This is a genomic window from Nocardia sp. NPDC019395, from assembly GCF_040632335.1.
GTDB lineage: Bacteria > Actinomycetota > Actinomycetes > Mycobacteriales > Mycobacteriaceae > Nocardia.
In genome coordinates, this window is the sequence record NZ_JBEYBT010000011.1 from 65,962 (window position 1) to 92,026 (window position 26,065).

18 protein-coding genes and 1 tRNA gene are annotated in these 26,065 nt (G+C 66.7%); 12 read left to right on the top strand and 7 right to left on the bottom strand.

Translation table 11 applies throughout. The features are described from left to right. Window positions 1-22 precede the first annotated feature (22 nt). Window positions 23-385, top strand: a complete 363-nt coding sequence (locus ABZ827_RS22495; RefSeq protein WP_357239794.1) for a DUF5313 family protein — start codon at window positions 23-25, stop codon at window positions 383-385. A 78-nt stretch (window positions 386-463) separates the two neighbouring features. Continuing rightward, window positions 464-952 (top strand): ribonuclease E activity regulator RraA, encoded by a 489-nt coding sequence (gene rraA, locus ABZ827_RS22500; protein WP_357239797.1) that lies wholly within the window; start codon window positions 464-466, stop codon window positions 950-952. Between the two features lie 37 nt (window positions 953-989). On the opposite strand, the gene ABZ827_RS22505 is transcribed toward rraA, so the two are convergent. Further along, window positions 990-1,217 carry an RNA-binding S4 domain-containing protein gene (locus ABZ827_RS22505; RefSeq protein WP_357239800.1) on the bottom strand — a complete coding sequence of 76 codons (228 nt, stop codon included), beginning with the start codon at window positions 1,215-1,217 and terminating at the stop codon, window positions 990-992. Between the two features lie 246 nt (window positions 1,218-1,463). Here ABZ827_RS22505 and lysX point away from each other — a divergent pair, with 246 nt between their 5' ends. From lysX to ABZ827_RS22520, 3 genes are all read left to right on the top strand, one after another. Then, window positions 1,464-4,796 carry a bifunctional lysylphosphatidylglycerol synthetase/lysine--tRNA ligase LysX gene (gene lysX, locus ABZ827_RS22510; protein ID WP_357239803.1) on the top strand — a complete coding sequence of 1,111 codons (3,333 nt, stop codon included), beginning with the start codon at window positions 1,464-1,466 and terminating at the stop codon, window positions 4,794-4,796. 125 nt (window positions 4,797-4,921) lie between these two features. Next, complete coding sequence (locus ABZ827_RS22515) at window positions 4,922-5,416, top strand: hypothetical protein (protein ID WP_357239806.1); 495 nt, start codon at window positions 4,922-4,924, stop codon at window positions 5,414-5,416. A gap of 139 nt (window positions 5,417-5,555) precedes the next feature. Further along, window positions 5,556-6,170 (top strand): histidine phosphatase family protein, encoded by a 615-nt coding sequence (locus ABZ827_RS22520; RefSeq protein WP_357239809.1) that lies wholly within the window; start codon window positions 5,556-5,558, stop codon window positions 6,168-6,170. On the opposite strand, the gene ABZ827_RS22525 is transcribed toward ABZ827_RS22520, so the two are convergent. The 3 genes from ABZ827_RS22525 to gltB all read right to left on the bottom strand — a co-directional run bounded on the left by ABZ827_RS22525 (window position 6,171) and on the right by gltB (window position 13,488). Further along, window positions 6,171-7,070, bottom strand: a complete 900-nt coding sequence (locus ABZ827_RS22525) for a cutinase family protein (protein WP_357239812.1) — start codon at window positions 7,068-7,070, stop codon at window positions 6,171-6,173. It lies immediately after the preceding gene. 303 nt (window positions 7,071-7,373) lie between these two features. After that, entirely contained in the window at window positions 7,374-8,843 is a 1,470-nt protein-coding gene (locus tag ABZ827_RS22530; RefSeq protein ID WP_357239815.1) for a glutamate synthase subunit beta, read from the bottom strand. Next, on the bottom strand, window positions 8,836-13,488 hold the full coding sequence (gltB, locus tag ABZ827_RS22535) for a glutamate synthase large subunit (RefSeq protein WP_357239818.1): 4,653 nt from the start codon (window positions 13,486-13,488) through the stop codon (window positions 8,836-8,838). Before gltB ends, ABZ827_RS22530 begins: the two co-directional genes overlap by 8 nt. 915 nt (window positions 13,489-14,403) lie before the next feature. Here gltB and ABZ827_RS22540 point away from each other — a divergent pair. From ABZ827_RS22540 to ABZ827_RS22560, 5 genes are all read left to right on the top strand, one after another. Further along, window positions 14,404-16,092: a DUF4407 domain-containing protein gene (locus ABZ827_RS22540; RefSeq protein ID WP_357239821.1), complete on the top strand. Its 1,689-nt coding sequence runs from the start codon at window positions 14,404-14,406 to the stop codon at window positions 16,090-16,092. 201 nt (window positions 16,093-16,293) lie between these two features. Beyond that, window positions 16,294-17,208 carry a hypothetical protein gene (locus ABZ827_RS22545; protein WP_357239824.1) on the top strand — a complete coding sequence of 305 codons (915 nt, stop codon included), beginning with the start codon at window positions 16,294-16,296 and terminating at the stop codon, window positions 17,206-17,208. Next, a complete protein-coding gene (locus ABZ827_RS22550; RefSeq protein ID WP_357239827.1) occupies window positions 17,205-18,248 on the top strand; it encodes a DUF4129 domain-containing protein in 1,044 nt (347 codons plus the stop codon). Before ABZ827_RS22545 ends, ABZ827_RS22550 begins: the two co-directional genes overlap by 4 nt. Then, window positions 18,245-19,249 carry a MoxR family ATPase gene (locus ABZ827_RS22555; RefSeq protein WP_357239830.1) on the top strand — a complete coding sequence of 335 codons (1,005 nt, stop codon included), beginning with the start codon at window positions 18,245-18,247 and terminating at the stop codon, window positions 19,247-19,249. Before ABZ827_RS22550 ends, ABZ827_RS22555 begins: the two co-directional genes overlap by 4 nt. Window positions 19,250-19,252: 3 nt before the next feature. Continuing rightward, window positions 19,253-20,548 carry a DUF58 domain-containing protein gene (locus ABZ827_RS22560; RefSeq protein ID WP_357239833.1) on the top strand — a complete coding sequence of 432 codons (1,296 nt, stop codon included), beginning with the start codon at window positions 19,253-19,255 and terminating at the stop codon, window positions 20,546-20,548. 1 nt (window position 20,549) lies between these two features. On the opposite strand, the gene ABZ827_RS22565 is transcribed toward ABZ827_RS22560, so the two are convergent. Then, the gene (locus ABZ827_RS22565; RefSeq protein ID WP_357239835.1) at window positions 20,550-21,347 is read right to left on the bottom strand and encodes an RDD family protein; all 798 of its coding nucleotides are present in this window, start codon (window positions 21,345-21,347) and stop codon (window positions 20,550-20,552) included. 147 nt (window positions 21,348-21,494) lie between these two features. Between ABZ827_RS22565 and ABZ827_RS22570 the strand changes: the two genes are divergently transcribed. Further along, on the top strand, window positions 21,495-22,475 hold the full coding sequence (locus ABZ827_RS22570) for a stage II sporulation protein M (protein WP_357239838.1): 981 nt from the start codon (window positions 21,495-21,497) through the stop codon (window positions 22,473-22,475). Window positions 22,476-23,324: 849 nt separating this feature from the next. On the opposite strand, the gene ABZ827_RS22575 is transcribed toward ABZ827_RS22570, so the two are convergent. Beyond that, a complete protein-coding gene (locus ABZ827_RS22575) occupies window positions 23,325-24,092 on the bottom strand; it encodes an SDR family NAD(P)-dependent oxidoreductase (protein WP_357239841.1) in 768 nt (255 codons plus the stop codon). Window positions 24,093-24,253: 161 nt separating this feature from the next. Next, window positions 24,254-24,336, bottom strand: a tRNA-Leu gene (locus tag ABZ827_RS22580). Window positions 24,337-24,585: 249 nt separating this feature from the next. Between ABZ827_RS22580 and ABZ827_RS22585 the strand changes: the two genes are divergently transcribed. Continuing rightward, on the top strand, window positions 24,586-25,950 hold the full coding sequence (locus ABZ827_RS22585; protein ID WP_357239844.1) for an FhaA domain-containing protein: 1,365 nt from the start codon (window positions 24,586-24,588) through the stop codon (window positions 25,948-25,950). Window positions 25,951-26,065: the final 115 nt, after the last annotated feature.

Below are 26,065 nucleotides of genomic sequence, written 5' to 3' on the forward strand. Positions count from 1 at the left end.
ACACTAGGCATAGCCTAGAGCTATGAAAACGCCGACCTTCAAGCAACGGATCGCCTACGATCTGGGCCGCGAGCTACCCGCGGATCTGCACGAATGGGTCGTGCACGATCTCTGCGGCCACGGCGCGATGGAGCGCTACCTCATTCGCTTCATCGGGCCGATCATCCCCTTCTTCATCCTGATCCTGCTGTTCCCGGGCCCGATGACCCTCAAGCTCGGCCTGATCGTCATGATGATCGTCCCGCTGATCATTTTCACGATCGCACTGGCCTGGGTGTGGCGTCGCTTCCGACTGGTGCAGCACGGCCTGGACCCAGATCTCGCCGACCGGCAGAAATTCTCGCAACACGACCGCGAGGTCTACAACCTGCGCTATCGCCACTGACGCCCGGACCGTGAACGGAGTCGGCACCACCCGGGGGCCGATGTCGGCCGCCGCGACCGTACCGGCACAATCAGAAAGGTGACCGAATCAGAGCAGCAGGTGGCCACCGCGGATCTCGCCGACGAAATCGGCCCCGATATCCGCAGTTGCGATACCCAGTTCATCCAGTTCGGCGGCCGGCCGGTCTTCTCCGGCCGGATCACCACGATCCGTTGCTTCCAGGACAATCTGCTGGTGAAGCAGACGCTGAGCGAACCCGGCGCCGGTCAGGTACTGGTGGTCGACGGCGGCGCGAGCGTGCACACGGCCCTGGTGGGCGATATCATCGCCGGCCGCGGCGTCGACAACGGCTGGGCCGGTGTGGTGGTCAACGGAGCCGTCCGGGATTCGGCGATTCTGCGCACCCTGGATATCGGCCTCAAGGCACTGGGGACGAACCCGCGTAAGAGCACCCAGACCGGTAGCGGTGAAAAAGATGTCCCCGTGGAGTTCGGCGGGATCACCTTCCGTCCCGGCGAGATGCTCTACAGCGATCACGACGGCGTAGTGGTCCGCGCCGAGGACTGATCGAGCTCCGGCCCGGCGGTTCCGGGATTGCGCGGACTCAGGACGATCCGGCGCTCACCCTGGCCTGATGCCCGGCCAGCGCCACCACATCACCCACCTGGAGTTGTCGCCCGCGGCGCAATTCGACCTCGTCGTTCACCCGCACCAGCCCGGCTGCGATCACGGTCTTGGCCTCCGACCCCGATTCGATCAGATTGGCCAGTTTCAGGAACTGTCCGAGCCGAATGGCGGCATCGTCGACGGGCACATCGATTGGATCCGGCATAGCCTCATGCTTACTCCCCCGGTCAGCGGAGGTTCCGACCACCCCGGGCGAATCCGGTCCGCGGCACGCGTCAAAGCGACATTCCCGACATTTCACCGGAATTCGCACGCCACGCCCGAGGACCGGTTTCCCATTTCGGCCAACCGAGCCCGCGCACAGGGCAATACGTGCGGATCTCGGGTGATAGACCACTAACACGCCGGTACGCAGCCCTGATTCGGCGATTCCGGGCGGCAGACTGGAACAGTGATATCCACGCAGGAACCGCGAGACCTCGAACCCCCCGGCCGGTCCGGCACACCCGGACGGTTCGCGACGATACCGCGCACTCTCGCGCTGGTATCGGGTGTTCTCGCCGCGGCCTGCCTGATCTGGAGTTTCACACCGGCACTGGCCGAGGCGCTGCACGGGCCCCGGCACTACCTCGATCAGTACTACCTGCACGCGCCCGCTACGAACCTGCTGTGGGCGGCCCTGGCCGCGTTACTCGCCCTGAGCCTGTCCCGGCGCAAACGGATGGCGTGGTGGGCCGTTGTGCTCTATCTGGCGAGCTGGTTGCCGGTGAACCTGTTCGATATCGTGCGCGATCACGACCGCCATGCCGCGGTGGCACTGCTCGTGCATACGGCCGCCATCGCCGCCCTCCTCGCCGGCCGGGCACAGTGCGGGGCCCGGACCCTGCGGTGCTCGCTACGTCCCGCGGCCACCGTCTGCGGTGCCGGTCTGGCAGCCGCGGGCCTGGCCGGTTGGTGTGTGGTGCAGGTATTTCCCGGCTCGCTCGCCTCGGGTGGGGCCCGCGCCCTGTTCGTTGTCTCCCAGCTGACCGGGACCCTGGTTCCCGCGGGAGAACTCGCCGATACCGCGCCGTTTTTCACCGGCTTCCTGGTCGGCCTGTTCGGCGCCCTGGTATTCGCGGCCACCGTCGGCGTCCTGGTGCGTACGCAACGTATGGAAAACGCCCTCACCGAGGCCGACGAGACGGCGCTGCGTGGGCTGCTCAACGGTCCGGACCCCGTCGGATCGACCGACTATTCGACGACCCGCCGCGACCGCTGCGTCGTTTTCACCCCGAACGGCCGTGCGGCCATCGGGTTCCGGGTCGAACTCGGTATCTGTCTGGCACTGGGTGATCCGATCGGTGCCCGCGACTGCTGGCCGCAGGCTGTCGAGGCCTGGCAGCGCCACGCGCGGCGGTTCGGGTGGCCGGTCGCGGTGATCGGGGCGAGCGAGAACGGCGTCCCGCTGTACCGGCGAGCCGGGCTCACCGCCGTGCAGTCCGGCGCGGAAGCCCTGCTCGATACGAGAACTTTCTCCTTGGCCGCACCGGAGCTGCGCCCCGTCCGCGATGCCGTCGGCCGGCTGCGCAAACAGGGTATGACAGTGCGAATCCGGCGCCGGCGCGATATCGGCACCGCGGAATTCGCGCGGCTCGCGGTCGCCGCCGAACAGTGGGGGCATACCGAGACCGAGCGTGCCTATCCGCTCCCGCTGGGCCGGCTCGGCGATCGGCGCGACGACGATTGCCTTCTCGTCGAGGCGGTATCCGCCGACGATCACGTCGTCGGTGTGCTCTCGCTGGTGCCGTGGGGTCGTACCGGGGTGACCCTGGAACTTCTGCGCCGGAAACCGGGTTCCCCGGAGGAAATCAACGATCTGCTCATCGCGGAATTCGCGCTGCACGCCGAACAGCACGGCATCGAACAGGTCTCGTTGAATTTCACCGTCTTCCGATCGGTGTTCGAGGCAGCCGGCCAACGGAGCCGGCCGCGGGCATCGCACGGTATCCGCTCGGTGCCGGCCACGGTGACATCGCTCCTGGGCGGCGCGCGCACTCTGCCACTGGCGTTCTCGCACTGGTGGCAGCTGGACCGGCTGTACCGCTCGGGATTCCGTTACCAGCCCCGCTGGACACCGCGGTTCGTCATGACGCCCAGTACGCAAGACCTCCCGCGTATCGCTGTGGCCGCCGCGCGCGCCGAAGGCCTGTTACCCCGGTGGAAGGGCGGTGCCGGCGCGTTCACCTATACCGGGCGTCACCCCGCCGCCCCGGCGAGCGTCGCGGCCGGACCGCGGGAAACCTCTGTCCCGGCGCCGGAGACCGAACCGGCTCCCGCGCACGATCACCGGCCGGAGCAGGTGCGGGTACGAACAGCCAAGCTGGACCGTCTCGCCGCCGCGAATATCGACCCGTATCCGCGTCCCTTCCCACCGACCCATACCGTTGCCGCGGCCCGCCGGGTACCGCGCGGCACCACCGTGCGGGTATCCGGCCGGCTGCTGCGGCTGCGTGACTGCGGCGGTGTGCTGTTCGCGGTGGTCCGCGACTGGACCAGCGATATCCAGCTGCTACTCGACCGCGATCGGCTCGGCGCCGGACGCTGCGCCGAATTCGCCGAACTCTTCGATCTGGGTGACCTGATCTCGGTCAGCGGGCAACTCGGCTACAGCCGCCGTGGCGAACTGTCGTTGCTGGTGGCCGATTGGCGGATGCTGGGCAAATGCCTGCGCCCGCTGCCCGATAAATGGCACGGGCTCACCGACCCCGACGCCCGGATGCGTCGCGGTTACCTGGACCTGATGATCGACCGCGACGCCCGCGAGCTGCTGGCCCGGCGCAGCGCGGTACTGCGCTCCCTCCGAGATGCCCTGCACGATTGCGGTTTCCTGGAGGTCAGCTCGCCGGTGCTGCAGCCCGGACCGGGTACGGGCACGGCGCGCAGTATGCGCACCCATATCGATGCCGATAACGCCGACCTGCACCTGCGCGTCGCCCCGGAGTTGGCGTTGAAGCGGCTGTGCGTCGGCGGAGTGGAGAAGGTTTTCGAACTCGGGCCCAGTTTCCGCAATACCCGCGCGGGCGCGCGGCACCTACCGGAATTCACTCTGTTGGAGGCCTATGAGGCACACGGCGATCACCAGCAGATGATGACGCTGTGCCGGCAATTGGTACAGCAGGCCGCATTGGCCGCCAACGATTCGATGATCGCCATGCGGCCGCGCCCCGGCGGTTCCCTCGAAGCGGTCGACCTGTCCGGTGAGTGGCGGGTGCGTTCGATGTACGAGGCACTCGCACAGGAGACGGGTACCGAGATAACTCCGGACACCGAGCTATCGGATCTGCGCGAACTGTGTGAGAAAGCCGATATCGCCTGCCAACCGGGCTGGAACCACGGCCGGATCGTCTACGCCCTCTACCAGCGGCTGGTGGCCGAGACCACCAGCGAACCCACCTTCTACACCGACCTTCCCATCTCGGTCTCCCCGCTCGCCCGGCCCCATCGCCGCCGTCCCGGAGTGGCCGAGCGCTGGGATCTGGTAGCCGGCGGGATCGAATTGGGTACCGGGCGCAGCGAACTGACCGACCCGGTGGAATTGCGACGCCGGTTCGCCGCACAGTCGCGGCTGGTCGCCGGCGGCGGGCCGGCCACCCTGGGCCTCGACGAGGAGTTCCTCTGCGCGTTGGAGCACGCCATGCCACCGACCGGCGGCCTGAGTCTGGGCGTTGAGCGGGTCTTGATGCTGCTGACCGGACGGACGATCCGGGAAACCCAGACCTTCCCGTTGGTCCGCCGGCGATGAGGCGAACAACCGCCGGAACGATAGAGAGATGAGGGCGTGAGGTTTCGTATACGCGAGACGGGGAAGTACCGTCTAGTGTCTCGAGCCCCAGGAGGAGGGGCCATAAGTTCGGAACGGGGTTTGATTTGAGTTATCTGGACCTGCTCTCCCATGCGAGCCAGGTGGATTACACGGCCTGGGCGGATACCGATGTACTGGCATCGGTAACCGATCTGGAAGCGCGCAGGAGGGGCAGCCGCAGCAGCGGCGGCAGCTCGGTCTTCGGAATTATCTGCGTCGTGGCCATCATCGCCATTGTCGTAGTGGTCGTGCTACTCGCCCTCAAGAAGAAGAACAGCGGCAGTTCACAGGGCCAGTTCCCACCGCCCGGCCAGCTACCCCAGGGCGGTTTCCCGCAGCAGGGCGGTTATCCCCAACAGGGTGGTTACCCCCAGCAAGGCGGTTACCCCCAGCAGGGCGGTTACCCGCAGCAGCCGGGCTACCCCCAGCAGAGTGGCTATCCCCAGCAAGGCGGTTATCCCCAGCAGGGGTACCCGCAGCAGGGCGGCTACCCCTCGGATCCGAACAACCCGAACCAGCCACAGGGCGGTCAGCCGCCGTACCCGCCGGCCGGCTACTGACACCACCGGGCATACTTCCAGAAAAAGGCTCGGTTCGCCCTATGGCGAACCGAGCCTTTCGCTATCTGCTGCCCTCCCCGACGGCGCAGCGCATCGCCTCGGCTGGTGAGCGGCGCCGCCGATACGGCAGAGTGGACCCGTGCAGTTGATACTTGTTCGCCATGCCCAGCCGCAACGGGTCGACAATGCGGGCGAAGCCGCCGATCCCGGCCTGGCCCCTATCGGCGTGGAACAGGCCGAACGGGTGCCCGCCGCGCTGGACCACCACCGAATCGCCCGGGTGATCAGCAGCCCGCAGCGCCGTGCCCGGGAGACCGCGGCCCCGACAGCCGCCAAACTGGGCCTCGATGTCGAGACCGTGGACGGGCTCGCCGAATACGATCGCGAACTGCCGTCCTATATTCCGATCGAGGATGCGAAGCTCGAATTCCGCGACACCTACGACCGGATCAAGGAAGGTCACCTACCGCTGCAGATCGATGCCGAGGCCTTCCGGCACCGGGTCCGTGACGCGATCACCGATATCGCCTCGAGGACTGCCTCGGCCGATACGGTGGTGATCTTCGCCCACGGCGGGGTCATCAACATCACCCTGCAGGACGTTCTGGGCCTGGCCCGCCCGCTGACCTTCCCGATCGACTACTGCTCGATCACCCGTGTCCTGTTCTCGCGCACCGGGCGCCGCACCGCGGCGACGGTGAACGAGAACGGCCACGTCTGGGAGTTGCTCCCCCGCAATATCGCAACCGGCTGATCAGGCCATATCCGAGAGCCAGTTGTGCATCCAGCCGAGCGCGGTCTGGCCACCACCCACGTTGTAACTGCCGTAGGACTGGTGTGATTCGGACTTGTAGAACGTCTCGAGCTCTTTGACCCGCTGCTCGTTGGCGCCGTCGGAAAGCTGCGCCTGCAGCGTGGGCAGACCACCGTGCGCCATCAGATCGCTCATGATCGCCGCGACCTCCAACTGGTAACGCCAGATATTCGCGGGGTTCGCGTCGGAACTCTGGGCCAGGAAGCCGGCGAACCTGGTGATGAAATCGTCCTGCGCGGTGGAGCAGTACAGATCGCCGGGGATGCACACAGTCCGGGTGCGATCGCTGAGCCAGCCGAATCCGCCGACCCGGGGCCCACCGGCACCGGCCCCCGGGGCACGCGGGCCGACCTGGACATCCGCCGCCGCACGGCGCGGATCCGAGATCAGCCCGACGCCGGAGATCCGCTCCGGCCGGATGGGCCCGAGTCCGGTGCCGATCTCCGCGGCGAGATCTCCGGCAGCGTCGGCGCCCTGGCTGTAGCCGACCAGTGCCACGTCGGTCGCGCCGCAGCGCTGAGTCATATCGGTGATCAATCCGCGAGCGTTCGAAACGGCTTCGTTCTTGGACCGGCCGTAGACATCGCCTTCCCAGGGGAACGCGGTGGCCGCGTAGGTCACGTAATCGACTTCGGCCGAGGACGGCAGATCGTCGGTCACCTCAGCCAGCATGCCCGGCTGGGGACTCTTATCGTGCCCGGTTTCCCACGTTCCGGGAATCGCCACCACATACAGGCTGGGGCAACTGGGCGCAGCCGTGGCCGCCGAGCCGCCGAAAACCAACCCGGACGCGACCGCGGCGCATGTGCCCAGCGCCGCGGTAACCCTTTTGAACTGCATACTGCTCCAGTCGCCCTGGCCCCTGTTGGGACACTCCCGTTTCCGCCTTCGCGAGATGCTGAACCCGGCCGATGCGGCCGATGTGTAACAGGTGAACAACAGCTACGCGTCACAAGTACACGATCGGATCACGATCAGGCGCCGAGACACACCGGAGATAACAATAGAGCCACACCACGACCACCGCCAGTCATGTTGCGCTCCTCCAGCGCGCGGGCAGCTGAAAAGTGCCACCTGCTCGCACGTCACGGGCCCCGCTGAATTTCAGCGGGGCCCGTGACGTGTGGGGCTGCGGTGTCGGATCTACCGCTGGGCGACTGCCGTCGGCGGGATCGGGGCCGGGAGGGCGGTTTCGCCCTCCAGGTACTTGTCCACCGCGGAGGCCGCCGCACGGCCCTCCGCGATCGCCCATACGATCAGCGACTGGCCGCGGCCCATATCGCCGGCGACGTACACGCCGGGGATGTTGGTGGCCCAGTTCTTGTCCCGCTGGACATTGCCGCGCTGGTCGTATCCGACACCGAGATCGGTGAGCAGACCCGGTTTGTCCGGGCCGACGAAGCCCATGGCCAGCAGCACCAGATCGGCCTCGAGCGTGAAATCGGTGCCCTCGACCTTTTCGAACCGGCCGTTGGCCATCTTGACCTCGTGCGCCTCGAGACCGGTCACTTTGCCGTTCTCGCCGACGAACCGTTCGGTGTTCACCGAGAACACCCGCTCGCCACCCTCTTCGTGCGCCGAGGAGACCCGGTACATGAGCGGGTAGGTCGGCCACGGAGTGGAGCCGGCCCGTTCCTCCGGCGGCCGCGGCATGATCTCGAACTGGTGCACGCTGGCCGCGCCCTGACGGTGCGAGGTGCCCAGGCAGTCGGCGCCGGTATCGCCGCCGCCGATGATGACGACCTTCTTACCGTGCGCGTGGATCGGCGGCAGACCCTGTTCGTCGGTCACCGGATCGCCTTGCTGGACCCGGTTGGACCAGGGCAGGAACTCCATCGCCTGATGGATACCGTCCAGCTCCCGGCCCGGGATGGGCAGATCGCGGGCCTGGGTGGCGCCACCGGCGAGGACCACCGCGTCGAACCGCTCGCGCAGTTCGTCGGCGGTGATATCGACACCGACATTGACGCCGGCCTTGAAGATGGTGCCCTCGGCCTCCATCTGCGCCAGGCGGCGGTCGATGAAGCGCTTCTCCATTTTGAATTCCGGGATGCCGTACCGCATCAGGCCGCCGATCCGGTCGGCCCGTTCGAAAACGGTGACGGTATGCCCGGCCCGGGTGAGCTGCTGCGCGGTGGCCAGCCCGGCGGGCCCGGACCCGACCACGGCGACCCGCTTACCGGTGAGCCGGGTCGGGTAGACCGGCGCGACCCAGCCCTCGTCGAAGGCGTTCTCGATGAGTTCGACCTCGACCTGCTTGATCGTCACCGGATCCTGGTTGATCCCCAGTACACAGGACGCCTCACACGGGGCCGGGCACAGCCGCCCGGTGAATTCCGGGAAGTTGTTGGTCGCGTGCAGCCGGTCGATGCCCTCGCGCCAGCGGTCTTTGTAGACCAGGTCGTTCCACTCGGGAATCAGATTCCCCAGCGGGCAGCCGTTGTGGCAGAACGGGATACCGCAGTCCATACATCGGCTGGCCTGCCGCTGCAGCGTGTCGTGCGGAAATCCCTCCTGGTAGACCTCTTTCCAGTCCATCAGCCGCAAGGGCACCGGACGGCGTTCGGGTAACTCCCGGGAGGTGTGTTTCAGAAATCCTTGGGTGTCACCCACGAGCGGCCTCCATAATTGCCTCGTCGACGTCCTTACCGCTCTTCTCGGCCTCGGAAATGGCGAGCAGCACCTTCTTGTACTCGCGCGGCATGACCTTCACAAAGTGGTTCACCTGCTGCGACCAGTCGCCCAGGATCCGTTCGGCCACAGCGGAACCGGTCTGATCCCGGTGCTGGGCGATGATGTCGCGCAACCAGGTGAAATCGTCACCTGACAGCGCCTCGATGGCATCGGCCTGTTCGGGGTTGACCCGCCCGCCGAACGTGGAGTCGGGGTCGTAGACGAACGCGAGACCGCCCGACATACCGGCACCGAAGTTGCGTCCGGTATCACCCAGGATGACGACCCGGCCGCCGGTCATGTACTCGCAGGCGTGATCGCCGACCCCTTCGACCACCGCGACGGCGCCGGAGTTGCGGACCGCGAAGCGTTCGCCCACGACACCGTTGATGAACGCCTGGCCGCTGGTCGCACCGAACAGGATCACGTTGCCCGCGATGATGTTCTCCTCGGCCCGGAATTCGGCCGGGGCGTTGGGCGCCGGGCGCACCACCAGGTGGCCACCCGAGAGACCCTTGCCGACATAGTCGTTCGCATCGCCCTGGACCCGCAGCGTGATCCCGGCCGGGACGAAGGCGCCGAAGCTGTTACCCGCCGACCCGGTGAGGGTGATATCGATGGTGTCGTCGGGCAGGCCGGCGCCACCGTAGAGCTTGGTGACCTCGTGGCCGAGCATGGTGCCGACCGTCCGGTTCACGTTCGTGATCTTGGTGTCGATCTTGACCGGCTTACCGAACTCCAGCGCGTCGCGGCTCTGCGCGATGAGCTCGTTGTCCAGTGCCTTGTCCAGGCCGTGATCCTGATCCTTGGTCCGGCGGCGGTCCTGGAACATGAACGCCGTTTCGACATCGTCGAGGATCGGCGACAGGTCCAGCTTGCTGGCCTTCCAGTGCTGCTTGGCCTTGGCGGTATCGAGCAGGTCGACCCGGCCGATGGCCTCGTCCAGCGTGCGGAAACCGAGCTGCGCCAGCAGTTCCCGGACTTCCTCGGCGATGTACATGAAGAAATTCACCACGTACTCGGCCTTACCGGTGTAGCGATCGCGCAGTACCGGGTTCTGGGTGGCCACACCCACCGGGCAGGTGTCCAGGTGGCAGACCCGCATCATGATGCAGCCGGAGACCACCAGCGGCGCGGTCGCGAAACCGTACTCCTCGGCGCCGAGCAGCGCGGCGATCATAACGTCGCGACCCGTCTTCATCTGACCGTCGACCTGCACCACGATGCGATCGCGCAGACCGTTGAGCAGCAGGGTCTGCTGGGTTTCGGCAAGGCCGAGCTCCCAGGGACCACCGGCATGCTTGAGCGAGGTCAGCGGCGAGGCGCCGGTACCGCCGTCGTGGCCGGAGATGAGCACGACATCGGCGTGCGCCTTGGACACACCCGCCGCGACCGTGCCGACGCCGGGCTCGGCGACCAGTTTCACGTGGATCCGCGCCTGCGGATTCGCGTTCTTCAGATCGTGGATGAGCTGCGCCAGGTCCTCGATCGAGTAGATGTCGTGGTGCGGCGGCGGCGAGATCAGACCGACGCCCGGTGTGGAGTGACGCACCTCGGCGACCCACGGGTACACCTTGTGCGCGGGCAGCTGACCGCCCTCACCGGGCTTGGCGCCCTGAGCCATCTTGATCTGGATATCGCTGCAGTTGGTCAGGTAGTGCGCGGTCACACCGAACCGGCCCGAGGCGACCTGTTTGATCGCGCTGCGCCGCCAGTCGCCGTTCTCCTCCGGTTCGAACCGGGCCGGCGATTCGCCGCCCTCACCGGAGTTGGAGCGTCCACCCAGCCGGTTCATCGCGATGGCCAGGGTTTCGTGCGCCTCGGCGGAGATCGAACCGTAGCTCATGGCGCCGGTGGAGAAGCGCTTCACGATCTCGGCGGCGGATTCGACTTCCTCGATCGGAATCGGCGACCGCGCGCCCTTTTTGAATTTGATCAGACCGCGCAACGAGGCCAGCCGCTCGGACTGGTCGTCGACGAGCTTGGTGTACTCCTTGAAGATCGAGTACTGCCCGCTGCGGGTGGCATGCTGCAGCTTGAACACCGTATCCGGGTTGAACAGGTGGTACTCGCCCTCGCGCCGCCACTGGTATTCGCCGCCCACCTCGAGTTCGCGGTGCGCACGTTCGTTGCGGTTCTCCAGGAAGGCGACGGCGTGCCGGGCCGCCACATCCGCGGCGATCTCGTCCAGGCCGATACCACCCAGATGCGAGCGCAGACCGGTGAAGTACTCGTCCACCAGCTCCTGCGACAGGCCGATCACCTGGAACAGCTGCGCGCCGTTGTAGGAGGCGACGGTGGAGATGCCCATCTTGGACATCACCTTCAGCACGCCCTTGCTCGCGGCCTTGTTGTAGTTGGCTACCGCCTTGCGATACGCGGCCGCCAGGTCACCGGGGCCGCCCGGCAGGGCCAGCGCGTCCCGCTCGAGCATGTCCTCGATCGATTCGAAGGCCATGTACGGGTTGATCGCGGCCGCACCGAAGCCGACCAGCGTGGCCATATGGTGCACCTCGCGGGCATCCCCGGCCTCGACCACCAGACCGACCATGGTGCGGGTGCGCTCACGGACGAGATGGTGGTGCACCGACGCGGTGAGCAGCAGCGACGGGATCGGTGCGAGCTTCTCGTTGGATTCGCGGTCGGATAGCACGATGATCCGCGCGCCGCCGTCGATCGCGGCCGAGACCTGGGTGTTGATCGCGTTCAGCGCCCGGCGCAGACCCGCGCCGCCCGCCGCGACCTCGTACAGACCCCGGACCACCACCGAACGTAATCCGGGGTGACTGCCGTCGTCGTTGATATGAACCAGCTTCGCCAGTTCGTCGTTGTCGATGATCGGCTGCTGGATGGCGATCTGGCGACAGGAGTCCGGGCTCGGATGCAGCAGATCGGACTCCGGGCCGATATGGCGGCGCAGGCTGGTGACGACCTCTTCCCGGATTGCGTCCAGCGGCGGGTTGGTGACCTGTGCGAACTGCTGGGAGAAGTAGTCGAACAACAGGCGCGGCCGCGCCGAGAGAACCGCGATCGGCGTATCGGTGCCCATCGAGCCCAGCGCCTCGGCGCCGGTTTTCGCCATCGGCGAGATGAGCAGATTCAGTTCCTCGGTCGTGTAGCCGAAGATCTGTTGCCGGATGAGCACCCGGTCGTGCGACATATGCACGTGCGGGCGGTCGGGCAGATCGGAGAGGTGCTCGATACCGGCGTCGAGCCATTCCCGGTACGGGTGCTCCGCGGCCAGCTGAGACTTGATTTCCTCGTCGCCGACGATCCGGCCCTGCGCGGTGTCCACCAGGAACATACGCCCGGGCTGCAGGCGGATCTTGCGGACGACCTTGGACTGATCGATATCCAGCACACCGACCTCGGAGGCCATGACAACCAGACCGTCGTCGGTGACCCAGACGCGGCTCGGGCGCAGACCGTTGCGGTCCAGGACAGCGCCGATAACGGTGCCATCGGTGAAGCAGACCGAGGCGGGGCCGTCCCACGGTTCCATGAGCATGGAGTGGTACTCGTAGAACGCCCGGCGCTGCGGGTCCATGTTCTCGTTGCGTTCCCAGGCCTCGGGAATCATCATGAGCACCGCGTGCGGGAGGCTGCGCCCGCCCAGATGCAGCAGTTCCAGAACCTCGTCGAACCGAGCGGTATCACTGGCACCGGGGGTACAGACGGGGAAGATCTTCTCCAACCGGTTCTTACCGGCCGAATCCTTGCCGAAGACATCCGAGCGCAGCAGCGCTTCGCGGGCCCGCATCCAGTTCTCGTTACCGGCGACGGTGTTGATCTCGCCGTTGTGCGCGACCCGGCGGAACGGATGGGCCAGCGGCCAGGAGGGGAAGGTGTTGGTGGAGAACCGGGAGTGCACGATACCCAGGGCGCTTTCCACCCGGTCGTCCTGCAGGTCCAGGTAGAAGGCACGCAGCTGCGGCGTGGTGAACATGCCCTTGTAGACGAAGGTCTGCCCGGACAGGCTCGGGAAGTACACCGACTCCTTGCCCACCGCGCCTTCACCGGCGCCGGCCTTGCCGAGTTCGTGCTCGACCCGCTTGCGGATCACATAGGAGCGCCGTTCCAGGTCCATACCGGAGATGGGGTCGGCGGATCCGGCGGGCGAACCGATGAAGAGCTGCCGGAACAGCGGCATGGCATCACGCGAGAGCGCACCCAGCGACGTTTCGTCGATCGGCACCTCACGCCAGCCCAGTACCGCCAGGCCCTCTTCCTTGACGATTTTCTCGACCCCGTAGGAGGCCCGGGCCGCTTCGCGCCGCGCCTGGGGCAGGAATGCGATACCGGTGGCGTAGGAGCCCTCGGCCGGCAGTTCGAAATCGACCACGGCTCGGAAGAAGCGGTCGGGAACCTGGATGATGATGCCCGCGCCGTCGCCGGAGTTCGGCTCGGCGCCCGCGGCGCCGCGGTGCTCCAGATTCAACAGGGCCGTTATGGCCTTGTCGACGATGTCACGGCTGCGGCGGCCGTGCATATCACCGACGAACGCGACGCCACATGCGTCGTGTTCGTTCGCCGGGTCATAGAGCCCGATGGGTCCGGGGGACCTGTGGCCAGGTAGTTGCGTCATGCCTCTGCCTTCGAGAAAGTCGACCTCGACGTGGTGCGGCCTGGAGAGAACGCCCTGTCGAACGCCGGTACTGTCGAACGCTCCCTGCTAGGACTGCGTTCGTACGTTGGCCGACACCAGCCGCGCTGATGGTGTTCGGCGTGCAGTCACGTCTGAAGTTGTTTCCACCTGCGGCTGTGCGCCAGTGCCCGCTGGTAACGAAGCGCTTACGCGCTCGGAACCCGGAGGCGGTTTTTCGGCCGCTAGGCTTGCCTCTGCCAGTGGTTGCCCGAACGTGCCTTCGGCCGGACATCGGTATGTGCGGCGTAAGAGCAAACGATAAGCCAGGTCTGGTACCCAACCAACCAAGGTTGCCCTAATAATCCGGTCTAGCTGGGCTTCTTCATTCGTTCCTCCACATATGCGCGTTTTCTAGTGTAAAGCAGCGTTCGGCGAAGAATCGATTCCGGACCGGCTCGACGAACAGCGGCGATCCACCGGTCCGGCTGGTTTCCCGATGCATTTCCCGCATCCACCGAACCCACGCTCACCTGCATCGAAGATGAATTCCCGACGGCGCCCACCGGCAAACCCGGGCACCCGCGGCTAACTGTCACACGGCCCGATGAGATGTTCGTGACAGCCGCGTGACAAGCACCGAACATGATCCGACCGTCCGGACTGTTTTTGGATTTCGGGGGGTCAGCATACGATCAGCAACCGGGTCCAAAAGTGGCGCCCACCACATTTCGTAAGCCCCAGCGCCCCCCGTTTCCATTGCGACAGCGCAGGATTCGGCCAGTACAACGCTCGCATACCGGCGCTGTCACCTGTGGCCCGCACGACATGCCCACCGGCTCTTGTGAAGATGACCACACCCGCCCATCAAGGCTCGATGCGAAGGCGTGCCGCCTGTCACGCTGACACAACGAATCGATGACAGCTGCAGAGGTTATGGGTCCCATGAACGTCACCGGCATGTTCATCTGGCTCGGCGGCGGGCAGCCCTCCGAGACCGCCGACGGATACGAGCGAACGGGCTACACCGTCACAGGCACGGGTGTGGCACTGTTCGCACTGGTCACCGCCGGGGTCACCGGCGTCGCACTACGACTGGGCGAGTGGCCGGTCCCGGCCGTTGTGGCCACGGCCCTGATCGCCGCACTACTCGCGGGCTTGATCGGACGCTCCCTGGCCGGGGCCGAATCGACCGCGCGGCCCGACCGTCCGGCCGGCGACCCGAACACTCCGGCCGTGGCGCTGCGACTCGGGGTTGCCCTCACCGCTGGACTCCTGGTGGCCGAACTGGCGACAACGGTGCTGTTCACCGGCGCCGTCGACCGGATTCTCGACGAACAGGCCGCCGCCACCGCCGAGTCCGCCCCGGCGGTGCGCGCCGCGCGGGCCGATACGGACAACGCGATCCGCGAGCGAGCCGCTCTCGATCGGACCATCGCCCAGGCCTCGGCCGATATCGATACCGCCCTGGTCGTGGCCCGTTGTGAGTTCAATCCCACTCCGGAATGCCCGCAGACCAAGATCACCGGAGTGCCCGGCCGAGGTCCGGAGGCGCAGACCGCCAACGATATGCTCGACGATGCCCGCACTACCCTGGCCGGCGCCCAGAACCAGGTGGCGCCGCTGGACAAGCGCGTAGCCGACGCGCGGGCCGCGCTACAGGAAGCTCGCTCCGTGGCCCTGGCCGACGGTGATCGCGGATTCGGTGCCCGCTGGTCCGCGGCGCACGAACACACCGTCCTCGATTTCGGCGCCCTCGTGATCCGGCTGTTCACCTGGCTTTTCTTCCTGCTGCTGGCCTTGCTGCCGCTCATCTTGCGCTGGTGGCGCGGCGAAACCGCCCAGGAACGCCGCCGCGCCGCCGACGCCGTACGCGATCGGGCCGATCGCGCCGCCGAAGCGGCCATCGCCGAGCAGGAGGCCCGGCTGCGGGCCGAGACCGCCGCGGTGCGGGCGGATCAACAGCTCACCGCGGCCCGGCTGGCCGCCGAGGCCGATACCGCGATAGACCGGGAGCGGCAGCGGACACGGGTGATCGCCGCGCTCGGCGCGCTCGAAGTCGGGATCACCGGGCGCGGCACCGAATCCGGCGCACTCGCCTCCGACCGGATCGAAGCTCTGCCCCCCGCGGGCGGACCGCATCCCGAGCCGGCCTCCGATCTCCCGGTACCGCTCGACCGGAATACCGCGCGAGGTTCCGGCGGCCTGGAACTCCCGCTGGTCGGCACGGTTCCGTTCACCGATACCGCGGCCCGCTGGATCCGGCCACTCGTCCCTGGGTTCGTGAGTTCGGCGATCGGGGACGCCATCGACACGGCGAGCCGGCCGCTGCGCACCGCGCGGCACGTCCTCACCGAGGCCGAGGAGATCACCTTCACGCTGCGCCGTACCCGGAAGGTCACCATCGACAGCCCGGTAGACGACGCTCGGCCCGGATACGGCGAGGCCGAGCCGGACCGGGGCACCGTGGTGGACGCCGACCTCACCCTGGACTCCGATGCCATCGTTTCGGCCACGACACATCTGGAACCCGCATCCGGAACCACACTGCCCGGACACCCGCGGACCGGTCCGGGACACCCCCGCGAGCTGCCTCCCGGCACCTGAGCCGGCAGCGTATTCGCTCGACTCCACCCCTTCGCCGGTTCGAACATCGGCACGGCCGCGGTAGTGCGGGAGGCCGGTCGCGGCCGCACCATATCGACACAGCCCAGCGACGGCACCGGAGAATCGAGACCGATTCCGTATGAAGACCCGGCCGTATCGTCCGCGGGCCCCGGCGGATCCGCACCGGTTAGACTCGGCCGCGTGCAGCCTGCCGCTCATACGGCCGGTTCCGTCGGGGCGGGGGTAGATCCGGATCACCGAGCCCGGAAAGCGACGGTGCCGATCCGTCCGCTGAACTTCCGGGAACTGCTCGATGCGCCATTTGCACTGCTCCAGGCGGATATCCGGAGCACGGCCGGATTCGCCGGCCTCCTCGTAACGGCCGGCGAAGCGGTGGTGGCGGCATTGATCGGGCTCGTCTCCCACTTGACCGGCGGGTCCGAGGAGGGCACCGCGCTGGCCGCACTGTGTGCCGCCCTCGCCATCGCCTGGATCATCCAGGTCACCCTGCGCGGGGTCACCGTGAACACCGGCCTTGCCCGCGCGGCCGGAATGCCGGTCACCTCGCGAGAGGCGCTGCGACGCACCAGGGATCAGTTGGTACCGCTGCTGCTGACCCAACTCTCGTTCACCGCGATCGGTATCGCCGTGCTCGCGCCGAGCATCCTTCTCTTCCCGCTCGGTTTCGTCGCCGGACTGGCCTGGTTTCTGATCACCTACCCCTTCTGTCTCTTCGGCCTGGCCTGGTTGCGGGCGCGGCACCTGGTGGCAGCGCCGGTGGTGTTCGCCGAACGGACCACGGCCCGTACGGCACTGGCGCGCTCCGGCCTGCTCACCGGCAGCCTGCGGATGCAGCGGACCGGTGTCGTGATCTGCCAGCGGCTGGTATTGGCCCTCTTGACCGCTCCCCTGCTGGGGTTGGCGCTGTTCGTCGAAGATATCTCCGGAACCCACCGCTGGCCGTTTCTCATCCTGATCACCACCACGGGACTGGTACTGGTGGTTTTCGCCGAAATCGTGGAATCCAGTGCCCGGGTGGTCGGCTACCTCGATCTGCGGTGCCGCCGTGAAGGTATGGATATCCGTTTTCATCCCCGGCACGGAGGTGGCCGGTGACCGAGCCGCAACGATCCGTACCGGAACAGCCCCGGCTGGACGCCGCGGGGACGCACCGGGCCGCGGCCGAACACGCCGCCGCGCACGGAGATTACGACACCGCGCTACGTGAACGGTTCCGCGCGGTATTGCGCGGGCTGGAACAGCACGGTGTGCTCGAGGTCCGTCGTTCCCGGACTGCCCGCGAGACCTCCGATGAGGCTGCGACGGCACTGCCGCCCGCACTCTCCGGCGAGCTCCCCGCGGCCGCCGGCGCTTTCGATGAGGTCGTCTACGGTGGCCGCCGCGCGGCCGCCGACGAGTACCACCGGCTGACGCGGGCCGACCAGTTCTCCGCCGCCGCCCCGCCACCGGCGGCCGAACCGGAGGAAATCGAGAACACCCTGCGGAAGTCCCGCAACCGAGGTGCCGCCCCGGAAGTACCCGCGGTCCTGCGCGATCCACGTTTCTGGGCGGGCCTGGCCGCGATGGTCGTCGTCCTGCTGGTTCTCTACGCGATCCTGCAGGGCTGCAGCGGTCCGAGTGCGCCGCCGCGGCCGGACACTCCGCCCATGGATCCGCCCCCGATCGATCCGCCCGAGGGCGATTACGATCCGGATCTTCCCCCACCACCGGCCGGTCGCGATTCTTTCTTCTCTCGCACCCCGAACTGGCTGGCCTTCGGCGGACTGCAATTCCTGATAGCCGGCGCCCTCCTCGTGTGGTGGCGGGCGCGCCGGCGCGGCGCGGTGGTCGCCGAACCCCGCCCGGTGGAGGTGGCCGCCGGAGAATTGCTGGCCGGACAGGCCGGCCTCTACCGCCGATCCGGCGACCACGCGCATATCGCGGGCGTACTGCGGGCCGCCACACTACGCCGGCTACGGCGCAGTCTCGGTGCCGATCCCGGGCTCTCCCCGGATGCCCTGGTGACCACAGTCGCCACGCGGATCGGTGCTCACCCGGACACTGTCGGCGCGGCGCTCTACGGGCCGGTGCCGGACGCACAGAGCCTGGAGCTCGTTGCCGCCCAACTCGAATGGATCGAAGCGGAGGTCGGATGACCAGCATTGACACCAGTAAGACCGCCCCGGGCGGTCCGTTGGCGCCGGATCCGGCCGATGCCGCTGCCGCGTTCGCGGCCCTACGCACCGAGATCGATAAGGCGGTGGTGGGCAACGACAACGCGGTCATGTATCTCGTGCTCGCCCTGTTGTGCCGCGGTCATGTCCTGTTGGAGGGGGTTCCCGGAGTGGCCAAGACCTTGCTGGTCCGGGCACTGGCCACCGCGCTCGATCTGGAACACAGCCGCGTGCAGTTCACCCCGGACCTGATGCCCGGCGATATCACCGGTTCGCAGATCTACGATCCGCATTCGGCCGAATTCACCTTTCGCGACGGCCCGGTCTTCACCAACCTGCTACTGGCCGACGAGATCAACCGCACCCCTCCCAAAACCCAGTCCGCGCTACTGGAATCGATGGAGGAGCGTCAGGTCTCGGTCGACGGACAGCCCCGGCACCTGCCCGATCCCTTCGTGGTGGTGGCCACCCAGAATCCGATCGAGCAGGAGGGCACCTACCCACTGCCCGAGGCCCAGCTGGATCGTTTCCTGTTCAAAGTCGATATCCAGCTGCCGGAACGCGATGACGAATTCCGCATCCTGCAAAGGCATGCCGAAGGTTTCGACCCCCGCGATCTGGCCGGTGCCGGTCTGCGTCCGGTGGCCGGTCCGGCCCATATCGCCGCCGCCCGATCCGCGATCGCCGGTGTCACGATCCGCCCGGACGTTCTCGCCTATATCGTCGATCTCTGCCGAGCCACCCGGACTGCGCCGGCCGTCGCACACGGGGCATCCACCCGAGGCGCGACCTCACTCATGGCCGCCGCCCGTGCGCTGGCCTGGTTGAACGGCCGCGGTTTCGTAACCCCCGACGATGTGAAAACCGTCGCGGTCGCCGTTTTGCGGCATCGGCTGCAGTTGCGGCCCGAAGCCGAGATCGACGGGATCACCGGGGAACAGGTGTTGGCCGCGCTGCTGCAGTCCGTCCCGGTTCCGGTGTAGATCGTGGTCGTCACGGGCCGGATGGTCCTCGTCGCGACCGCGGCGGCCGTCGTCGTCACGATCGTGTGGCCGTCGTGGCTCGGAGTGTTGCTGACCAGCGCGCTGATCTGCGCACTCGGCGCGATCGATCGTGCCCTGACCGCGAACAGTGCGGATGTGGTCCTGCAGCGAGCGGAACTTTCGGTTCTGCGGCTCGGCGCCGCGACCGAGATCGAACTCACGGTGACCAATACCGGCGCCCGTACGGTCCGTGGCCGGCTCTGGGACGACTGGCCGGACAGCGCCGGGGCGACCGACCGCGAGCACCGGCTCGCGCTGACACCCGGCCACCGGGTCCGGCTGCGCACCGCATTGGCACCTACGCGGCGCGGTGACCGTACCGCCGGACCGGTCACCCTGCGCCTGCTGGGCCCGCTGGGGCTGGCCGGTCACCAGTTCCGCCGCCGGGTTCCCGCGCGGGTCCGCGCCCTGCCTGCGTTCCGGAGCGAAAGACTGCTCGCGGGCAAGGTCAAACGCCTGCAACATCTGGAAGGCCGCAATCTGGCCGATCTACGCGGCCAGGGCACCGAATTCGATTCCTTCCGCGAATACGTACCCGGCGACGATGTCCGGACGATCGACTGGCGCGCCACCGCGCGGGCCACCGATGTTCTGGTGCGCACCTGGCGACCGGAGCGAAATCGGCAAGTGCTGATGCTGCTCGATACCGGACGGATCAGCGCCGGCCGTATCGGCGCGGGCACCCGCCTCGAGAATGCGATCGAGGCCGCACTGCTGCTGGGCAGTCTCGCCGCGGCAGGCGGGGATTCGGTCGGTCTACTCGCCTACGATCGCGAGGTGCGCACGGAGGTGCGCGGCGGGACCGGACGCGGTGTACAACCGAAACTCATGCATGCGCTGGCGGGGGTCTTCCCGGCTCTGGTGGACACCGATGCCGAGGGCATGGTCCGCGCCGCGGTCCGACGTGCCCGGCGGCGCAGTCTCATCGTCTGGTTCACCAGCCTGGACGGCGCGGCGGTGACCGAGAACCTGCTCCCTGTGCTGCCGGTCCTGGCCGAACGTCATCGAGTGCTGATCGTTTCGGTCACCGATCCGGAGATCGCCGCCGCGGCAACCGACCGGGACGGCCTGCCCGCGTTGTACCGGGCGGCGGCGGCCGAATCGCGGATCGCCGAACAGGCGGTACTACAAGAATCACTGCGCCGGATGGGCGTCGCCGTAATCGCCGCGGCCGGGCCGGATGTGCCCGGCGCGCTGGCGGACGAATACCTGGAACTGAAACAGTCCGCGGCGTTGTGACTCAGTGCGCCCGGGCGATCGGTGGCGGCGCGAAAACAGCCGGCGGAGCCGGGAACACGGGTAGCGAGCGGCGCTGCCGCTCGGCGATCACGCTGCCGAGTATCTGGACGGGCGGATAGCCCCGGGGCACCGCGACCCGCAGCCGCGCACAGACCGCTTCGACGAGTGCCTGCCCGATCTCGTGCTGAGCGGAAGGCGTGAGTGAATTGATCCGGGTCAGGTACTGGCGCACCGCGAGCGCCAGATCCTCCGGTAATCCCATCAGATCGAGCTCGGCCGACCAGCCGGTGAGCCACACCGGCGGTATCGCCAGCGCGGGCAGCGACAGACGCTGCTGAATATGCACGACCACCGTCCCCGCCAGCACATCTCCCACCCGCCGGGCGTTCGGCGAACATACCGAGCTCGCCACCGCGATCAGGCCGAACAGGCCGAGTATCCAGAAGTCGACTATCGCTCCGGTGAGACCGCGGGTGAGTGCGTGCCGGAAATCCACCGGCCCACCGTCGGCGCGCACCACCCGCAGACCCAACGCGAGTTTGCCCGGCGTCGCACCACGCAGCACGGTTTCCCAGACCACCGGATAGCCGATCAGCACAATGACCAGCGAAACCAGTGTCAATGTGGCGAACCAGGGGCTGCTGTCGTCCCCGCGCAGCACCATCATCACCAGGGTGAGCAGGAAAACGCCGAGTACGACCTGAAGAATCAGATCCAGTACGAACGCCGCCGCGCGACTCGGGATACGGGCTACCGGCAGCTCGAGCGCCACCGCTTCCCCCGTGGTGAATTCGGCCATATCGCTTAGCATTCTTCCACGGCGGCCGGAGTTGTACCGACAGCCGGTGAACGGGGGTACTCCGCCGGTACGCGGGTATGTACGACCGAGGCGGCCATGACCGTGGCGATTTCCGGAAGCCGGCGACGCCGCGGCGGAACGGGCAGAGTGGGAGGCAAGCCTATGGACGTGGACGCCTACAGCGCGCGGAATCGTCATACCTGGGCCCGGCTGGATCAGCTCGCCGGCCGACGCAAATTGAACGGCGCCGAATCCGATGAGCTGATCCTGTTGTACCGCCGTACCTCCCAGCAACTGGCGCGTTTGCAGACGCACAGTCCCGAACCGGAACTCGTCGCCGGACTCAGCGCTGTGCTGGCCCGGGCCCGCGGCAAAATCGTCGGCAGCTCGCCGGATACCTGGGCGGAGATCCTCCGGTTCTTCACCCATGGCTTTCCCGCAGCGGTCTATCGGGTGTTCGGGTGGTGGCTGGGTGTGGCGGTGGTATTCCTCGGAGTCGCCGCCGGCTTCGCGACTTGGATCTCTGCCGATCCTTCAGCACGAAGAACTCTTGGGCTACAAGAGGACTCGAATGCGCTCACCGCACCGGGCGGGGCCTTCGAGACCTACTACACCGAGCATCCGAACAACGCTTTCGCAGCATTGGTCTGGACCAACAATGCCTGGGTCTCGGCACTCGCACTGTTCCTCGGCATCCTGATCGTGCCGGTGCTCTACCTACTGTTCATGAATGCCCTGAATATCGGCGTAACGGCGGGACTCATGGCCGACGCGGGTCGCCTGGACTCACTCTTCGGGTTCCTGTTACCCCACGGAATGCTGGAATTGACAGCCATTTTCATCGCAGGCGGAGCCGGCCTCAAACTCGGCTGGACACTGATAGATCCAGGGCGGATGAGTCGTACCGAGGCCATTGCCCGGCAGGGCCGGGCCACTGCCGCAATCGCACTGGGCCTGGTACCGACACTGCTGATAGCGGGGCTGCTCGAAGGATTCGTCACGCCGAGCACGTTGCCGACGCCGGTACGCATCGCCTGCGGCCTGCTCGCCGAATCACTCTTCCTTGCCTACATCTTCACCGCCGGCCGCCGGGCAAGCGCAGAAACCGAGTCCGCGACATCCAGGTAGCGGCCGGCCGAGGTCCGAGTAACGGATAGACAACGCCGAGCACACCGCAGCAGGTCGTACTTTGTGAGCCGACAGCAACGCGAGTTGGATGACCAGTGAGAATTCCCCCGATTGAATTCCGCTGGCCGCAGCGAGTCGCCGCTCTAGCTGCGGCCAGCGTTACCGTCGACTCTACACAATCGTTATCCCTACGCAACCCGTTGCGGGACAGGTCACAGGTATATGTCCGAGGTCAGCAAACATCCAGACAACCCCTTGTGGACCCCACTCCAGCTAACTTTCAGCAGTCGATGACGGACTTGCAGCGGTGCTTTCATATGCAAGTACATTTGGTTTTTACTGGTCACAGGCATATCCGTAACCAGGGTTACGCGTAATCGGCGAGCGGTTCGCTGACACCAACGCCCGAACCGCCGTTAACTCGGCCGATTTATTCCCGACCAGCGCATTCGCGAACCGTTAACACAGTTGCCGGATCGCCGATCGGACGAAAAGAAACCCGAAGTCGGTTTCCCTGACCAAAACCCGTGCCCGACCCTGAATACTTGCCATAGAGGTACCTGCACTCGGTTAACCAAGGCGGTTCCGGAACGTGAACTGAGTCACCCAACCCTGGACGCCGGGCAAACCGAGCAGTGCCGCCGCTACCGAAAATCAGTTGTGTGACCTTGGTCTCATTCAGGCATATGGCGTGTCCGGCCGACTCGCCGCAATCCGCGGGACACCCTGCCGGCCACGGCGAGGAGCCCGAGTTCGGACGAACGCGACCTGGTCGATCACATGAAAAAGGCCGGGGGAACAACCGCGCCGCCGCGGCTGTCCTCCGGCCCTCCAGCCATCGACAGCGAGTTACATGAGTGCCCCGCCGTCGACCCGGATCTCGGTACCCGTGATGTAGCGCCCGTCATCGGAACCCACCATCGCTATGACTCCGGCGATATCCTCCGGTGTCCCCAGCGCGCCACCGTCGAGCCAGCCCGTCAGCCGGGCGAACAGGCTGCCGTCGGCACCTTCGGGCTGCTCCATGATGGATTCGGTGGTGATACCGCTGGTGATCCCGGCCGGGACGATATTCACCGCACGCAACCCCTGCTTGGCGTACTCGAGGCCGATCGCGTGGGTGAACGACGCCACACCGCCCTTCGACGCTGCATACGCGGCCAGATACGGAGCCGCCTGAAAGGCCGAGGTGGAGGAGAGGTTCACCACGACGCCGCGCCCGGATTCCAGCAGCGCCGGCAGTAGCGCCTGCGTCATGAGGAACGTACCGGTCAGGTTGACCGTGATGACCCGGTTCCAGGCGTCGAGCGGCATTTCGTGGGTCCGCGCCGGCTTGAGGATGCCCGCGCAGTTGACGAGCATGTCCAGCCCGCCCAGATTCTGTAGTGCGGTGCCCGCGGCCGCACGGACGGAATCGATATCGGCGATATCGACGGCAACAGTGCTCAGCCGGCCATCCACATCACCGGCCTTCTCGACCGTGCCGGCCAAACCGGGTTCATTGACATCTGCCGCGACGAGCCGGGCTCCTTCGTCCAGTAACCGCAGGGCCACGCCCTGGCCGATACCCGAGCCCGCACCTGTCACCAGCACTCGACGACCTTCATATCTGTGCATGGAATGAATTAGAACAGGTTCGGATCTGGAGTCAACCGGTTCCACCAATATATGGGCATATTTCTGCAACACGTTCTACCGGTGGGTGTGGTCGTCGGCGAAGAACCGCCGACAGAACAGAAAAAGCCGTGGATCTCATCGGATCCACGGCTTCTTCTCAGTGGGCGAAGGGGGACTTGAACCCCCACGTCCCGAAGGACACTGGCACCTGAAGCCAGCGCGTCTGCCATTCCGCCACTCGCCCGAGCGACGGATGAGACAGTAGCACGGAGATGACCGCGAGACGAAATCACATGGTCGAGCCCCCACCGATGAGCTTGCTGACCTGGGCTCGACGGCCGATTCGCCTGCTCGGGGAACTCCGTCACCATTGCGGTAGTTACAGGTATAGCCGATCGTGGATATCATGCAGGAAACGTGCTCGTAGTACGACACGCCGTACTCGCGTGTCGTCGTAAAGAATGAGGAGAGACTCACCGAAGGGAGGGCCCAGATGGGGATCGTCTCGCGATTCGAGCGACGCCTCCAAGGCGCCGTCGGTGACGTCTTTGCCCGGGTCTTCGGCGGGAACGTCGTTCCGCAGGAGGTCGAGGCCGCGCTGCAGCGTGAGGCCGCCGACAATATCCAGGATCTCGGCGGCGGGCATCGGCTCGCCCCCAACAGTTACGTGATCACGATCAACTCGTCGGACCACCGGCAGTTCGACGCCGATCACGACCTCACTACCCGCGCGTTCGCCAAACATCTGCAGGATTACATCCGCGAACAAGGATGGCAGACCTACGGCGAAGTGCACGTGGTCTTCGAGGCATCCCCTACGCTGCACACCGGAATGTTCAGGACGAGCGGTCGCGTCGACCCAGACGCCGGCCGTGGAGCTGCCTCGGCTCACCGCCCGGAACCGCTACAACGACCCGCTAACCCGCAACCAGGAGCTGGCCCCATGACGCAGAACTCTGGCTACGACCCGAGCCGTGAGCACGCGGAGTCCGATCCACGTAATCGCGGGTACGCTCCCGGACCCGTGGGACGCGGGCCGCAGAACGGCGCGTACCCCGAGGACTACGGTCCCGGCGCGCCGTACGCCGGCGGACCGGACTACCAGAACGGTTATGACTACCAGCAGGGCGGCGCCGCCTACGACCAGCAGGGCTACGGCGGTCCGCAGGGCGGCTACGACCAGCAGGGCTATGCGCAACCCGGTTACGACCAGCAGGGGTACGCCCAGCAACCCGGCTACGACCAGGGTTACGACCAGCAGGGCTATGCCCAGCCCGGTTACGACCAGCAGGGGTACGCCCAGCAACCCGGCTACGACCAGGGCTACCAGGGCCAGCCCGGTTACGACCAGGGCTACGACCAGCAGGGGTACGCCCAGCCCGGTTACGACCAGCAGGGCTATGCACAACCCGGTTACGACCAGGGCTACGACCAGCAGGGGTACGCGCAGCAACCCGGTTACGACCAGGGCTACGACCAGCAGGGCTATGCCCAGCAACCCGGTTATCAGCAGGGCGGTCAGCCGGCCGCCTACGGCGCCCCGGGCGGATACGCACCCACGGCCGGACCCGGCTTCTCCGCGACCCTGGCGCTCGACGACGGCAGCGGGCGGACCTACCAGCTGCGAGAAGGCAGCAATATCATCGGCCGCGGCCAGGACGCTCATTTCCGGCTGCCGGACACCGGTGTCTCCCGGCGTCATATCGAGGTGCGCTGGGACGGTCAGACCGCGATGCTCTCCGACCTCGGATCGACCAACGGGACCCTCGTCAACGGGTCACCGGTCCAGGACTGGCAACTGGCCGACGGCGATATGATCCGCGCCGGGCATTCCGAGATCCTCATCCGTATTGTCTGATGCCGTAGGCTCGCCGTGCGGATCACGGGACGGCTCTCGCATAATAGGGCGGTCCAATCGTGATCGGTCTCGTCCGACGGTCCTATGATGTTCCGACACACACGCGGCCCCGCTG